We start from the raw sequence: 15,049 nt of genomic DNA, 5'->3' as shown, positions 1-15,049 counted from the left end.
TCTTGCAAATTGAGAATATCACCTCTGTTATGTTCTGTCAAGGCTCTTTCTTGCATATATTTTAAAACAAAAATGCCTTTGGAGCTGCTATGTCACAAAAACATTTTCTCCTGAAAGGAACTTTTATCCTTACTGTAGTCGGCATTCTCACCCGTGTAATGGGATTTTTTTACCGTATTTTTCTCAGCAGATCTTTCCCTGCAGAAGAAATCGGTCTGTATCAACTGATTTTCCCTGTCTACACACTTGCTTATGCTGCAACTTCAGCAGGGATCGAGACGGCTCTGGCGCGCCTGGTTGCCGCCTCTTCTGCAAAAAAGCAGTCTGCAAAAGCTTATTCTTACCTGAAAGCAGCACTGCTTTGTTCTCTTTTCCTTTCCATCTGCTGTCTTTTTCTGTTGCAGAAAAATGCTGTTTTCCTCACCACAGTCATACTTGGTAATCCCCGATGCGCCTCTCTCATCTTCCTGATAGCATATGCACTTCCATTTGCAGCTCTGCACAGTTGCAGCTGTGGTTACTTTCTGGGGCTCAAGCAGATCCGGCTTCCTGCCCTCTCCCAATTATTTGAACAGCTGGTCCGGATCTTTTTTGTTATCCTCCTCTATACAGCCGATGTTCATACCGCTTTTACACCATCTGTCGCAATTGCTGTCCTCGGAATTGTCGGTGGTGAAATTGCAACCGCTTTTCTTTGCATCCATAAGCTCAGAACTGCCGGGCAACCTTTCTCCCCACACCGGGAGCCGGCTCTTTCTGCTGTTCCTCCCCTGCTTTTTTCTGCCCTTCCACTGACCGCAAGCAGAGTCCTTCTGAATCTTTTTCAGAGTCTAGAAGCAATTTCTATTCCTCTTGCCCTGCAAAAGTATGGAATGAGTATCTCCGCTTCTCTTAGCACCTACGGAATTCTGACCGGAATTGCCCTTCCCTGCATTTTATTTCCATCTGCCCTCACCAATTCCATCTCCACAATGCTCCTCCCCGAAGTTGCCAGTATGCCGGATGCTCAGAAAAAGCATGCTCTTCCGCAGCTTTTACGGAAAGTTATTTTTTTCTGCCTGTTTCTTGGTTTTGCCTGCCTGCTATTTTTCTTTACCGCATCCGGCTTTATCAGCAGACGGATCTTTCATACACCAGAAGCCGGAAATTATATCTTAACACTAGCATTTATCTGTCCTTTTCTCTATAGTAACACCGCACTGATCAGTGTGTTAAATGGTCTGGATCTTGCCGGAAAAACTTTTCTGATCAATCTGTTCACCCTGGCAGTACGAATCTGTAGTGTTCTGTTTCTGATTCCGCAGTTCGGGATTCTTGGCTATCTGTGGGCATTGCTTGCAAGCCAGCTTCTTACATTTGGCTGCTGCATGTTTCTCCTGATAAAACAAGGGCGATAAAAAACGGCAGAAAGTCCTCTTTACCGAATTGTTCAGTAAGAGGGCTTTCTGCCATTTTCTATCACCTGACGCTAAAATGTGGCTGAACACATTCCTGCTATGTAAGAACCTTCACAAACCAACGGACAATCCCAGGGTTTAAATACACCTCAGACAAAATTCCCGCCACGATCATCATAACAGTAAATCCTGTTTTTGTTCCATTCCATTCACTTTGCGGATAGCGATAATAATACCGGATCAATAGAAGATATGCCGGTACATAAAAAATATATTGCGGGAAAATACCGGCAATACACAGCAGCATTCCGCAAAGGCCCATCCTTAAAACTGCCGCCACAGACAGTATCCCTGCTGCAAAGCCTGTCCAAAGGAGGATTCCGGCTGCTGTCAGTCTGCGAAATCCCAGATTTGCCACACAGACCGCTAACGCCAAAGGCATCACTCTCCATCTGAGCAGGTACCACAGGTAATCTTCATTTATGATTTTCACCTGTGTATACTGATTTAGAAAATATTCATGGAAAATTCCAGTCATCGTAACATAATTTTTCGCAATAAAATTAGCATATAAGATCCCCGTTCCAAAACCGATCAGATATAGCATGGGCAGCTGATATTTCTTCCGATAAACTTCCACATTCCGGCCTCCAATAATTTCACATAGTTCATTATATGACCGGAGTTGTCAATTATGCGTTCACTTTATCTGTTATACTTTGCATCATAGGCAAGGATAGCGGCTACAGTCTTGGAATCTTCAATCTTTCCTTCAAAGATCATCTGCTTCAATTCTTCAACCGTATGTGCCTCTACATTCACAAATTCATTCTCATCCAGATGCTGATGGGTACGGATCAGGTTTCGTGCCACATAAACTTCGATTTTTTCGTTGCAAAGTGCTACAGTTGTTCGAAGCGTGATCAGCCATTCCAGATCATCACTGTGATATCCGGTCTCTTCTTCCAATTCTCTTGCCGAACAGTCTCGTCCCGGTTCATCTGCTTGGTCCAGCCCTCCTGCCGGAAGCTCCAGTGTAAAGCGGTCCAGTGCATTCCGGTACTGTCTTACCATCAGGAGTCTGCCGTCATCCATCACAGGGATCACAGCAGCAGCCCCTTTGTGGTGGATATAGTCCCACACCTCATGATTTCCATTGGAAAACTCCATATAATCTTTGTATACATCAACAATTGTTCCCTGATATACCCTTTCTCTTTTTACACGTTTGATTTCTTTTTTCATCCGTTTTCCACTTCCTTTTCACACAACTATGAGAAACACGCTCCGCGAGTTTCTCAAGTTATCGCGGCAGTCGCCAAGGCCTCGTGCAAGCACGGACTTTGGCTCGTTGCTCGCGTAAATTAAATACAGCCATCCAAAAGATTGAATCTTTTGGACGGCTGTCGTTTTCTGATTATCGTGTTATTTAGCATAATCTGTAACACGGGATTCCCGGATTACATTTACTTTAATCTGACCTGGATATTCCAATTCATATTCAATCTGTTTTGAAATATCTCTTGCCAGCAATACCATATCATCATCAGATACTTGTTCTGGAACTACCATTACGCGAATCTCTCTACCCGCCTGAATAGCAAATGACTTCTCAACCCCTTTAAACTGGTTGGTAATATCTTCTAACTGTTTTAATCTGTTTGTGTATGTCTCCAAGGTTTCTCTTCTTGCACCTGGTCTTGCAGCCGAAATCGCATCTGCTGCCTGAACAACGCCTGCAATCAGAGACTGTGGTTCTACATCACCATGATGTGCTTCTACCGCGTTGATAATAAGCGGCGACTCTTTGTATTTTCTACAAAGGTCTACACCAATCTGAACATGTGAACCTTCTACATCGTGATCGATCGATTTACCGATGTCATGTAAAAGACCTGCACGCTTTGCGATACGGACATCCAGTCCGATCTCGCCCGCAAGCAATCCGGATAGCTGAGCAACCTCGATTGAATGCTTCAGTGCATTCTGACCGTAGCTCGTTCTGAACTTCATACGTCCAAGAAGACGAATCAGTTCTGGATGGATGCCGTGTACACCAACTTCAAGTGCTGCTGCCTCTCCTTCTTCGCGCATCATAGTCTCTACTTCTTTCTGCGCTTTTTCAACCATCTCTTCGATTCTTGCAGGATGGATTCGTCCATCTACGATCAAACGCTCCAGTGCAATTCTTGCCACTTCTCTTCGGATTGGATCAAATCCGGAAAGAACAACTGCCTCCGGAGTATCATCAATAATAAGCTCTACTCCTGTCAGTGTCTCAAGAGTACGGATATTCCGTCCCTCTCGTCCGATAATTCTACCCTTCATCTCGTCACTTGGAAGCTGAACTACCGAGATCGTAGTTTCAGCCACATGATCTGCCGCACATCTCTGGATTGCGGTGACAACATACTCTTTCGCCTTCTTGTCAGCCTCTTCCTTTGCACGTGTTTCAAGCTCTTTCACCATCTTGGCAGTGTCATGTTTCACATCTTCTTCAACAGTTTTTAATAGATAATCCTTTGCCTGTTCGGAGGTAAGTCCTGAGATTCTTTCTAGTTCCTGTACTCTTTTCTGGCTGAGTTCTTCAACTTCAGCCTCCCGCTGCTTCATCGCTGTCTCTTTTGCAGTAAATGCAGTCTCTCTCTGCTCAATTGCCGCAGATCTCTTATCCAGAGATTCTTCTTTTGAAAGTACACGCTTTTCATAACGCTGAAGTTCAGCTCTGCGTTCCTTAGTCTCTTTTTCAAGTTCATTCTTTGTCTTGATGGACTCTTCCTTTACTTCCAAAAGTGCTTCCTTCTTCTTTGTCTCTGCTGTCTTCAAAGCATCATCAATAATTTCTCTTGCTTTTACATCAGCGTTCCCAATTTTAGAATTTGCATCGTTCTTCAACTTGGAAACAGTAACAAAATAAGTAACCGGCATTACTACTATAAGCGTAACAACTACAGCAATAATTATAGGTATCAGCACAGGAGCACCTCCTTATTTAGTTTTCATTGTACAAATACAACACTTAAATTCTATACTGTTTTCACAAATATGTCAAGCATTCCAATCGCAAACTTGTATTACTTGACGGATATCTTCGTAACGAAATCCTTTCCGCACCAAATATCCATATATTTTCTGCTTTTCTTTCGGATCTGTACAGGCAAAGTCCCAGTGCTTTTTGCGAAGAAGCTCCCGGATTGCTTCCTGATCGGAATGCTCTTCATACATCTCTTCCATGATCTCTTCTGCCCGGTTCATATCCACGCCCTTCTGTCTCAGAAGGGCATAAATCTCCCGTCTGCTCTTTTTATCTTTCCTGCTGTCTATAAAGTTCCGAATGTAGGCGTCATCATTGATATATCCAAATGATTTCACATAAGCAATCGCCGCTTCGGTGATCTCCGATGGATAGCCGCCCAGCTTTAATTTATCTCTGAGCTGGGATTCAGTTCTTGCCATGTCATTCAGCAGGTGCATCGCACGAAGCTTTGCCCGCTTCAAAAGAACTTCTTTGATCTTTGCATAAGTATCCTCTGTCAATTCACACTCTTCTTTCAGGTGAAAACGGGACAGTTCGCCTTTGTAAACCACAAAGGCGAACTGCTCATCAACAGATACCCGATACTTTGTCTTTGTAACTGGCTCGATTCGGGTAATTCTCATCATATGTTTTATTCTTCCTCATCCATCACTTCTTCAGCATCTGCCGGAGCAGCCTGTGCCGGTTCTTCTGCTTCCTGCCCTTCTGCACCGATTCCGTAATGCGCACGGACTTTTTCTTCAATCTCTTCCATAATCTCCGGATGTGCTGTCAGATAAGACTTTGCATTCTCACGTCCCTGACCGATCTTTTCTCCGTTGTATGCATACCATGCACCACTCTTATTGACCAGATCAATCTTCGTCGCAAGATCCAGAATATCTCCTTCTCTGGAAATTCCTTTTCCGAACATGATATCAAATTCTGCTTCCTTGAACGGAGGTGCAATTTTATTCTTCACGATCTTCACGCGGACATGGTTACCAACCATCTCTCCGCCCTGCTTCAGAGTCTCAGTTCTGCGGACATCCATACGGACAGATGAATAGAACTTCAGTGCCCGTCCACCCGTTGTTGTCTCCGGATTACCGAACATAACGCCAACCTTCTCACGCAGCTGGTTGATAAAGATTACAACACAGTTTGATTTACTGATAACCGGTGTCAGCTTTCTGAGTGCCTGTGACATCAGTCTTGCCTGCAGACCTACATGTGTATCACCCATATCACCCTCAATCTCCTGCTTCGGAACAAGTGCTGCAACAGAATCGACTACGATAATGTCAATCGCACCGGAACGTACCATTGTCTCAGTGATCTCCAATGCCTGATCTCCGCTGTCTGGCTGTGAAATGTAAAGTTCATCAATATCTACACCGATATTCTTCGCATATACCGGATCCAGTGCATGCTCTGCATCGATAAATCCCGCAATGCCGCCTCTTTTCTGTACTTCTGCGATCATATGTAATGCAACTGTCGTCTTACCACTTGATTCAGGTCCATAAATTTCAATAATACGTCCTTTCGGAACGCCGCCAACACCAAGTGCCAGATCCAGACTCAGAGAACCGGTCGGAACCGTCTCAACATGCACCTGTGCCGCCGGATCACCCAGCTTCATAACTGCTCCCTTACCAAAATCTTTCTCAAGCTTTGCAATTGCTGCGTCTAATGCTTTCTTTTTATTCTCATCATTCATTGTATTATTCGCCATCATTAATCTCCTTATCCCAGATTCTTCGCCCACGCTCTCCATCGAACGAATGTTTGTTCTGGTTCTATATTAGTACATATGTTCTGGTTTGTCAACTACATTTTTAAATCAGATCCACACGTCTCACCTTCCTCGGAGAAGAAACCGAACCCCTCCAGAAAATCTTTCTCGCCCAGATCCTCAAAGCTTCTGACTCCCCCATCATACCACATCTCCCCCTTCCCCCACAACCAGAACACTTCTTCTCGGAAGCCATTGCTGACATAATTTTCGCATTCGGAGGCTCATCGGAATGCCCTGCACAACTAAATCTGTCCGGTTTATTTTATTAAAAGCGCGTCCGTCTTCTATTTTCCCGCAGACCGCCCGTCCTGCAATCTAAAGCTCAAACACCTCAAGATCATCCGGTACAAACAACTTCCCGTGATAGTACTCCCGTCCTTCTCGCGTATAAAGCTCTTTCCTCTCCTTAAGATGCATCTCTTCCGTATGATACAGGATCAGATGCGGAATCTGAAGCTCCTCGGCAAGCTGACATGCTTCTTTCACAGTACTGTGGTGCTTTTCATAAGGCTTGAACTTATCTGCTTCTCCATACAGGCAGAACGCCTCATGGGTCAGCCAGTCGCTGCCTTTCACAAATTCATAATCTTTCTCATTGTACGGTTCGTCACCGCAGCAGGTAAACTTCACTCCGTCCGGAAGCAGCATCGTAAATCCGAACTGCTTTGCCTTCGTGGAAAAAATATCGAAAAAGGTGACCGGACAGCCAAGGATTTCCTTTGTCTCTCCGTGATGCACCGGCACAAAAAGAATCCGGTCATCAAAATATTTCGTCACCTTTTTCTGGATTGTAAGCTCTGCGATCATGCGGATTGATCTTGCCAGCTCTTCATGGCAGTAGATCCGCAGATTCCCCTCATATTTTCCCTGGCCGATCTTCTTCTGCCCGATCATCCGTATCAGCCAGATCACGCCCAGAAGATGATCGATATGTTCATGGGTAATAAAAATATCGTGAATGTCTTCCAGCTGGATCCCGGTGTCTTTTAACACCTTTAAAATACGGTTTCCGCCGCCGGTATCCACCAGAAAATGCCTGTTTCCATCCGAGAGGGCAAAACATGTATTATAGCATTCCGTTACTGTTGCATTTCCCGTTCCAAGTATTGTAAGCTTCATCCGACATTACTCCTGTCTCATTTCAACTACTTCACCTGCACATTTGTAAATACTTCCTCCCGGCACAAATCCTCTCACCGAAGAAAGTGGATAAATATTGGTATGCGGTCCTACTACACTTCCCGGGTTCAGAATGGTTCCACATCCAACTTCTACATGGTCACCCAGCATCGCGCCGAACTTTTTCATACCGGTCTCGATATTTCCTTCCGGCGTCTTTACAACCACCAGTTTTTTATCGGATTTCACATTAGATGTGATAGAACCTGCTCCCATATGTGACTTGTATCCAAGGATTGAATCCCCCACATAATTATAATGTGGAACCTGTACTTTATTGAAGAGGACCACATTTTTCAGTTCGGTAGAATTTCCGACAACTGCACCTTCTCCTACGATCGCATTTCCACGGATAAACGCACAGTGTCTTACCTCTGCGTCCTTTCCGATGATCGCCGGACCGCCGATAAATGCAGTCGGTGCAACCTTTGCGGATCTGGCAACCCACACATTTTCTCCACGTTTTTCATACTCTTCTTCCGGAAGAGACGCACCCAGTTCCAGGATAAAACTGCTGATTTTCGGAAGTACTTCCCACGGGTAGGTCACTCCTTCAAACAAATCCTTTGCGATTGTCTCTTCCAGCGTATACATTTCTTTAACCGTCATTTCTTTCATTCTTTCTTTCCTTTCGATGCTCTGCCTTTGGTTTCTTTTTTATAAAATGCTGCTACCCTGTCATAGCAGCTTCTTAACTGATACTGGTTATTCAGTCCCAGTACTCCGTTGGTTCTGCTGACAATAAAATGATCCAGTTTTGTCATATATTCATCCGATGTAATTTCTCCCTCTGCCACATAGTTAAGCCCCTTTTCCCAGCTTGCCGTCAGCTCCGGATTCAGAAGTGAACGGATAGAATTCAACACCACATCATAGATCATTTCTCCAAGAAGCGTCGGTGTGATCACCTGCGTCTTTTTATTCAGTGCCAGATATTTGATATTGAAGAGCTTTTTCAGGATCTCCGCCCTGGTCGCACTGGTTCCGATCCCGCTTCCTTTGATCTGCGCACGAAGTTCCTCATCCTCGATCAGCTGACCTGCATTTTCCATCGCAAGGATCATGGAACCGGAATTGTATCTCTTCGGCGGTGAAGTTTCTCCCTCTTTAATATCCAGTGATTTCACATCCAGGATATCACCTTTTTTTAACTTCTGGATGGATGCAAAAAATGCGGCATCCAGATCCACATTGTTATCACTTCCATCTCCTTCCGCGTCATTTCCATTTGCATTTTTCTTTGGGACAGGGACCCCTGCCACCTTCAGATATCCTTCTTCCGCAAGTACACGGAAGTTGGAGAAAAACTGTTCTTTTCCGATCTGTGTTATCAACGCCACTTTCTGATAAACTGCCGGAGGATAGAAGATACTCAGAAACCTCCGGACGATCACATCATACACATGATGAGCCGTTGCAGATACCGAATTCAATGCTGAAAGTCCCTGTCCTGTCGGGATGATCGCATAATGATCCGTGATCTGCTTGTCATTGACATAACGCGTCTTTGCCAGATTTTTATATGCTCCATAATGCAGAATATCCTGCATATATGGTGCAGCCATCTGGTATTTACTCAGCCCGTTCAGGTTCTTTGTGATCTCCTTTGATACTGCCGTCGAAAGCACTCTGGCGTCTGTTCTCGGATAGGTGACAAGCTTCTTCTCATAAAGCTCCTGCACAATGCGGAGCGTTTCATCCGGACTGATCTTGAACCGTTTGGAGCATTCGTTCTGAAGTTCTGCAAGGTTAAACAGAAGTGGCGGATTCTTTTTCTCTTTTTTCTTTTCGATGGATACAATCCGGCAGGTAAGAGGGGATGTTCCCTCTTTCAAAACAGCTATCAGCTTTTTGGCCTCCTCTTTCTCTTTAAATCCATTCTCTTTGTAGAGCTTTGGAGACTCAAAATAAGCCGAACCTTTCACTGCACGCCACTCACCGGTAAAAGTATGTCCGTCTACATTTACCGATTCGATCACACGATAGAACGGCGTTTTAACAAATTCACGGATCTCCCGTTCCCGCCTTACGACCATTCCAAGGACACAGGTCATCACACGTCCGACAGATACAACCGTGTATTTATTCCCAAGATAATTTGAAATGCTGTTTCCATATTTCAGTGTCAGAAGTCTGGAAAAGTTGATTCCCATCAGATAATCTTCCTTCGCACGGAGATAAGCCGAAGCTGACAGATTATCGTATTCTGACAGATCCTTCGCCTCACGGATTCCTCTGAGGATCTCTTCCTCCGTCTGGGAATCGATCCACACACGCCGGCGTTCTTTCCCTTTTACGCCTGCCATCTGTTCCACCAGACGGTAAATGTATTCTCCTTCTCTTCCCGAGTCGGTACAGACATAAATCCGATCTACGTCCTTCCTGGTCAGTATTCCTTTTACGATCTCAAACTGCTTCTTTACTCCCGGTATCACCTCATAGAGAAATTCCTGCGGAATGAATGGCAGTGTCTGCAAAGACCATCTCTTATACTTTTCATCATATATTTCCGGATAACTCATCGTGACAAGATGACCAACACACCAGGTTACGATCGCCTCATCTGATTCCAGATATCCGTCTTTTCTTTTCAAATTCAAATGCAGTGCCTTGGCAAATTCCTGTGCCACACTCGGCTTTTCTGCAATATATACCGATTTACCCATATAATAATTTTGTACTCCTGTATTTTCACGCTATAGCAACTCTCACAGCGTTTAAAAAGTGAAGCTGATACCAGCTCCACTTTTTTATCATATCATATTCAGAACATAAAACAAATTATTTTCTTCGAAAAATCTTCCGAATTTTATCAACGAAGCTTTGTTTTGTCCGTCCTTCCGGATGTCTGACGGTGATTGCTTCACGCATAAAATATTCCTGGGAATTGACTTTTGAAGTTCCTTTTTCTTTCATGTAATATTTGCCGTCACTCTTTAATTCCCGCGCTTTTACATTGTCCGCAAGCATGATCTTCAGCATATGTGTCAGCTGTTTCCTGATAGTTTCATCGTAAACCGGACATGCCACTTCCACGCGTTTTTCCGTATTACGCGTCATCATATCTGCGGAACCGATATAGATTTTCTGATCCGCTCCGGTTCCAAAAAGGAAAATACGCGGATGCTCAAGATAACGTCCGACAATACTGGTCACACGGAGATTCTCCGTGTACCCTTTGACTCCCGGAAGAATACAGCAAATCCCACGGACGATCAGATCCACCTTCACCCCTGCATTTGATGCCTCGGAAACCTTCTGGATAAAATCTACATCCGTCACAGAATTCATCTTCATGATGATCCGTCCGTTCGTTCCCTTTTTGATCTCCTCGTCCATCAGCGAAAGCACCTTTGGTTTCAGACTGGTCGGTGAAACAATAATATGCTGATAGCTTCCATTGAGATTGCCAATGGACATATTCTTGAAGAAGACGGCTGCATCCTCTCCGATTCCCTTATCCGCTGTGATCAGCGACACATCCGTATACATCGTCGCTGTCTTTTCATTGTAGTTTCCGGTTCCCACCTGCGTAATGTACTCGATATTGTTGCGGTTCCGGTAAGTGATCAGACAGATCTTGGAATGCACCTTATAACCTTCAAATCCATAAATCACACGGCATCCTGCTTCTTCCAGACGTTCGGACCAGTCAATATTGTTCTGTTCATCGAATCTGGCTCTCAGCTCGATCAAAACCGTAACCTCTTTGCCGTTCTCGGCCGCTGCACATAAGTACTCTACCAGCCGTGCCTTCTTTGCCAGACGGTAGATTGTGATCCTGATCGTAAGAACGGTCGGATCATAAGCCGCTTCCTTGATCATACGCAGAAACGGATCCATACTCTCATACGGATAAGAAAGAAGTATATCTTTTTTCTTTACCTGCGGAATCACTTTTCCATCCGTCAGATAGCGGGACGGCTGCGGAGTAAACGGTTCGTCGATCAGAGAACGTTTCAGCGATGCCGGAACCTTATCCATAATCGAAAAAATATAATCCAGCTTCATCGGCATCTTGGTCCGGTAGATCTGTGCCGGTGTGATCTTAAATTTGTCACAGAAATACTTTTCCAGTTCCTTATCCAGCGGCTCCGCTGTCTCCATGCGGACTACTGCCATTCTGCGGCGCTTGTGAATGGTTTCCTGCATCAGCAGGCGGAAATCATCATTGATCTCCAGTGCCTCATCGTCCGGCGACACATCTGCATTCCTTGTCACGCAGATATAATTCTTGTTCGATACCTCGTATTTGTCGAACACCACATCCAGATATTCCATGATCACCTTTTCCATACGGATATAACGGATATCATGGCCCGGAAGATATAAAATATCTGACACAAACTGTGGAACCGGTACGATTCCAATCATGGAAGTTCCATTCTGCTTCAGACTTGCGATCACATACAGTTCCTTATTGAGCAGATGTGGGAATGGATGATTGGCATCCACGATCTGTGGAGACAGGATCGGTAGGATCTGGTCTTTGAAGTACTTTTTCACATACTTCTTTTCCTGCTGCTCCAGCTCTTTTATCGATAGTCCACAGACACCGTATGGATTCAGCAGCTTCTTGATTTCCGAGTAAGTCTTGTCCCGCTCTTTATACAATGGTGCTACAGCCGCAAAGATTGCATCCAGCTGCTCTTTCGGATTCATCCCCGAACGGCTGTCGATCGTGCTGTTATCCGTAAGCGACATATCATACAGGCTTCCTACGCGGATCATAAAAAATTCATCCAGGTTGCTTGTAAAAATGGATACAAACTTCATTCTTTCAAGAAGGGGTACTGAAGAATCCTTTGCTTCCTCCAGTACCCTCTGATTGAACTTCAGCCAGGACAGTTCTCTGTTCTGTGTATAGTTCTGCATTTCTTTTTTCATATTAGCCCACCTTCACTCTTCCTTTACACTGGTATAATTTCATTCTACCACTGAATCAGAAGAAAGAAAAGTTAACTTCTTTTAAACTTTCCTGCAAAAGCTATTTCTTTGTGATAAAGCCTTTTGCAGTCAGTGTCTCAGCACAGAGAACAGCTCCTCCTGCCGCACCGCGGACTGTATTGTGGGAAAGTCCGATAAATTTATAATCGTAAAGGGAATCTTCTCTGAGTCGTCCGATAGAAATTCCCATTCCGTTCTCATAATCTACATCCAGTTTCACCTGCGGACGGTTGTCTTCTGTCATATAGCGGATGAACTGCTTCGGTGCACTCGGAAGCTCTGCTTCCTGCGGGAAGCCTTTGAAACTTTCCAGTTTTTCGATCAGCTGCTCTTTGGTTGGTTTCTTTTCAAAATTGATAAATACGGCAGCGGTATGTCCGTTAAGAACCGGTACACGTACACACTGGCATGTGATCTTCGGAGAATCTGCTTTTACGATCTGTCCATTTTCAACTCTGCCGAGAACACGAAGCGGTTCCTGCTCGCTCTTTTCTTCTTCTCCACCAATGAATGGAATGATATTTTCTACCATTTCCGGCCAGTCTTTAAAGGTCTTTCCTGCACCTGAAATTGCCTGGTAGGTTGTAACAACCAGTTCTTTTGGTCCGAATTCTTTCCATGCTGCAAGGCAAGGCGCATAGCTCTGGATCGAACAGTTTGGTTTTACTGCGATAAATCCTCTTGTGGTTCCAAGACGCTTTTTCTGGTCTTCGATGACTGCAAAATGTTCCGGGTTTACTTCCGGGATTACCATCGGTACATCCGGTGTCCATCTGTGGGCACTGTTATTAGATACAACCGGTGTCTCTGTCTTTGCGTATGCTTCCTCGATCGCACGAATCTCATCTTTTGACATATCAACTGCACTGAATACAAAGTCAACTGTCTTTGCAACTTCTTCTACCTCGTTGACATTATGTACAACGATCTTCTTGACTGCTTCCGGCATCGGAGTGTCCATTTTCCAGCGGTCTCCGACTGCTTCTTCATATGTCTTTCCTGCGGAACGCGGGCTTGCAGCCAGTGTTACTACCTCAAACCACGGATGATTTTCCAGCAGAGAGATAAATCTCTGTCCTACCATTCCTGTTGCACCAAGAATACCTACTCTTAATTTCTGATCCATTTTTATGTCCTCATTTCCTGTTTTGTCTTTTTGATACGCACATTTGTACGCGTGATTTGTATATCATAGCGCATTTACCGACATTTTTCAACCCTGACAATTGAAAAACTATGTCTACTTATTAACGCTCATGTTACTGTTCCCAGTACCTGTGACCAGCAATGCTCATTTTCCTTATAACGATTAGCACTCTTCCAGATACGCTTCGTGAAGCGCGATCACCTTTTTCATAGCTTCCGGTCCAGGTGCACCGATCGTATTTCTCTTATTGACACAGGTCTCCATGCTGATCGCATCATAAATATCTTCTTCAAATACCGGAGAGATCTCCTTATATTCTTCCAGTGACATATCATCTAACGCAATCTTCTTATCGATGCAATAAAGTACCAGCTTTCCTACGATTCCATGTGCATCACGGAACGGTACCCCGTGATTTACCAGATAGTCAGCTGCATCTGTTGCGTTGGTAAATCCGTGTCTGCAGCTTTCCAGCATACGTTCTTTGTTGAACTTCATGGTTGCGAGCATTCCGGTAAATAAAGCCAGGCATCCTTTCACGGTATCGATGGCATCAAATACCAGCTCTTTGTCCTCCTGCATATCTTTATTGTAAGCAAGCGGAATTCCTTTCATTGTAGTCAGGATCGAAGTCAGTGCACCGTATACACGTCCTGTCTTTCCACGAACAAGTTCCGCAATATCCGGATTCTTCTTCTGTGGCATGATACTGCTTCCGGTGCTGTAGCTGTCATCGATATCGACAAACTGGTATTCATTGGAATTCCAGATGATCACTTCTTCTGAGAAGCGGCTTAAATGCATCATAATCGTAGATAGAGCACTCATCAGCTCGATCAGATAATCACGGTCCGATACCGAATCCATACTGTTCAGTGTCGGTCCGTCAAATCCGAGAAGCTCTGCGGTGTATGCTCTGTCCAGATCATAAGTAGTTCCTGCAAGTGCTCCGGATCCAAGCGGACAGGTATTCATTCTTTTGTAAATATCTTTCAGACGCATATGGTCTCTTTTGAACATTTCAAAATAAGCACCCATATGGTGTGCCAGTGTGATCGGCTGCGCTTTCTGCAGATGAGTAAATCCAGGCATGATCGTCTCGGTGTTGTCCTTCATGATCGCAAGAAGTTCGCGGAGCATATCCACAACCAGTCCCTGCAGTGCGGTGATCTCACTTCTTGTATAAAGCTTCATATCCAGTGCAACCTGGTCATTACGGCTTCTTCCGGTATGCAGCTTCTTTCCTGCATCCCCGATCCGGTCGATCAGATTTGCCTCTACAAAACTGTGGATATCTTCGTATTCCTCTGTAATCTCAAGCTTTCCGCTCTCTACATCCCTGCGGATGCTTTCCAGTCCGTCCAGAATCTGCTGCTTCTCATCGTCTGTCAGGATCCCCTGCTTTGCAAGCATCATAACATGCGCCTTGCTGCCCTGTATATCCTGCTCATAAAATCGTTTATCAAATGAAATGGACGCATTGAAATTATAAACCAGTTTGTCGGTTTCTTTCGTAAAACGTCCTCCCCATAACTGTGCCATAGCTTTCCCTCTTTTCTTCA

The 15,049-nt window shown here is 44.6% G+C and carries 12 protein-coding genes; 1 reads left to right on the top strand and 11 read right to left on the bottom strand.

Annotation, left to right across the window (positions count from 1 at the left end):
* The first annotated feature begins 89 nt into the window (after positions 1–89).
* Entirely contained in the window at positions 90–1,397 is a 1,308-nt protein-coding gene (locus NQ556_RS06820) for an oligosaccharide flippase family protein (protein WP_173699958.1), read from the top strand.
* A gap of 97 nt (positions 1,398–1,494) precedes the next feature.
* On the opposite strand, the gene NQ556_RS06815 is transcribed toward NQ556_RS06820, so the two are convergent.
* From NQ556_RS06815 to argH, 11 genes are all read right to left on the bottom strand, one after another.
* Complete coding sequence (locus NQ556_RS06815; RefSeq protein WP_022220117.1) at positions 1,495–2,037, bottom strand: hypothetical protein; 543 nt, start codon at positions 2,035–2,037, stop codon at positions 1,495–1,497.
* Positions 2,038–2,102: 65 nt separating this feature from the next.
* Entirely contained in the window at positions 2,103–2,642 is a 540-nt protein-coding gene (locus tag NQ556_RS06810) for an NUDIX hydrolase (protein ID WP_008372292.1), read from the bottom strand.
* A gap of 180 nt (positions 2,643–2,822) precedes the next feature.
* Positions 2,823–4,373, bottom strand: a complete 1,551-nt coding sequence (gene rny / locus NQ556_RS06805) for a ribonuclease Y (RefSeq protein ID WP_008372294.1) — start codon at positions 4,371–4,373, stop codon at positions 2,823–2,825.
* A gap of 72 nt (positions 4,374–4,445) precedes the next feature.
* Positions 4,446–5,057: a regulatory protein RecX gene (locus tag NQ556_RS06800; RefSeq protein WP_055156726.1), complete on the bottom strand. Its 612-nt coding sequence runs from the start codon at positions 5,055–5,057 to the stop codon at positions 4,446–4,448.
* Positions 5,058–5,065: 8 nt separating this feature from the next.
* On the bottom strand, positions 5,066–6,136 hold the full coding sequence (gene recA, locus NQ556_RS06795; RefSeq protein ID WP_044999002.1) for a recombinase RecA: 1,071 nt from the start codon (positions 6,134–6,136) through the stop codon (positions 5,066–5,068).
* 393 nt (positions 6,137–6,529) lie between these two features.
* Positions 6,530–7,333 (bottom strand): MBL fold metallo-hydrolase, encoded by an 804-nt coding sequence (locus NQ556_RS06790; protein ID WP_022220120.1) that lies wholly within the window; start codon positions 7,331–7,333, stop codon positions 6,530–6,532.
* Between the two features lie 6 nt (positions 7,334–7,339).
* A complete protein-coding gene (locus NQ556_RS06785) occupies positions 7,340–8,011 on the bottom strand; it encodes an acyltransferase (RefSeq protein WP_008372303.1) in 672 nt (223 codons plus the stop codon).
* The gene (locus tag NQ556_RS06780; protein ID WP_008372305.1) at positions 8,008–10,059 is read right to left on the bottom strand and encodes a DNA topoisomerase; all 2,052 of its coding nucleotides are present in this window, start codon (positions 10,057–10,059) and stop codon (positions 8,008–8,010) included. The genes NQ556_RS06785 and NQ556_RS06780 overlap by 4 nt, the downstream gene beginning before the upstream one ends.
* A 115-nt stretch (positions 10,060–10,174) precedes the next feature.
* On the bottom strand, positions 10,175–12,280 hold the full coding sequence (gene ppk1 / locus NQ556_RS06775) for a polyphosphate kinase 1 (RefSeq protein ID WP_022220121.1): 2,106 nt from the start codon (positions 12,278–12,280) through the stop codon (positions 10,175–10,177).
* Between the two features lie 100 nt (positions 12,281–12,380).
* Positions 12,381–13,466: an aspartate-semialdehyde dehydrogenase gene (gene asd / locus NQ556_RS06770; protein ID WP_008372310.1), complete on the bottom strand. Its 1,086-nt coding sequence runs from the start codon at positions 13,464–13,466 to the stop codon at positions 12,381–12,383.
* 183 nt (positions 13,467–13,649) lie between these two features.
* Positions 13,650–15,029, bottom strand: a complete 1,380-nt coding sequence (gene argH, locus NQ556_RS06765; RefSeq protein ID WP_008372312.1) for an argininosuccinate lyase — start codon at positions 15,027–15,029, stop codon at positions 13,650–13,652.
* Positions 15,030–15,049: the final 20 nt, after the last annotated feature.

It is taken from the genome of Coprococcus comes ATCC 27758, from assembly GCF_025149785.1.
Lineage (GTDB): Bacteria > Bacillota > Clostridia > Lachnospirales > Lachnospiraceae > Allocoprococcus > Allocoprococcus comes.
The sequence above is the reverse complement of the archived record's forward strand: the minus strand, read 5'-3'. Positions and strand labels throughout refer to the sequence as shown.

Bases quoted from the DNA above. Each gene is read 5' to 3' on its own strand.
- NQ556_RS06820 (WP_173699958.1), top strand. From the start codon at position 90: ATGTCACAAAAACATTTTCTCCTGAAAGGAACTTTTATCCTTACTGTA.
- NQ556_RS06810 (WP_008372292.1), bottom strand. From the start codon at position 2,642: ATGAAAAAAGAAATCAAACGTGTAAAAAGAGAAAGGGTATATCAGGGA.
- NQ556_RS06800 (WP_055156726.1), bottom strand. From the start codon at position 5,057: ATGAGAATTACCCGAATCGAGCCAGTTACAAAGACAAAGTATCGGGTA.
- recA (WP_044999002.1), bottom strand. From the start codon at position 6,136: ATGAATGATGAGAATAAAAAGAAAGCATTAGACGCAGCAATTGCAAAG.
- NQ556_RS06790 (WP_022220120.1), bottom strand. From the start codon at position 7,333: ATGAAGCTTACAATACTTGGAACGGGAAATGCAACAGTAACGGAATGC.
- NQ556_RS06785 (WP_008372303.1), bottom strand. From the start codon at position 8,011: ATGAAAGAAATGACGGTTAAAGAAATGTATACGCTGGAAGAGACAATC.
- NQ556_RS06780 (WP_008372305.1), bottom strand. From the start codon at position 10,059: ATGGGTAAATCGGTATATATTGCAGAAAAGCCGAGTGTGGCACAGGAA.
- ppk1 (WP_022220121.1), bottom strand. From the start codon at position 12,280: ATGAAAAAAGAAATGCAGAACTATACACAGAACAGAGAACTGTCCTGG.
- asd (WP_008372310.1), bottom strand. From the start codon at position 13,466: ATGGATCAGAAATTAAGAGTAGGTATTCTTGGTGCAACAGGAATGGTA.
- argH (WP_008372312.1), bottom strand. From the start codon at position 15,029: ATGGCACAGTTATGGGGAGGACGTTTTACGAAAGAAACCGACAAACTG.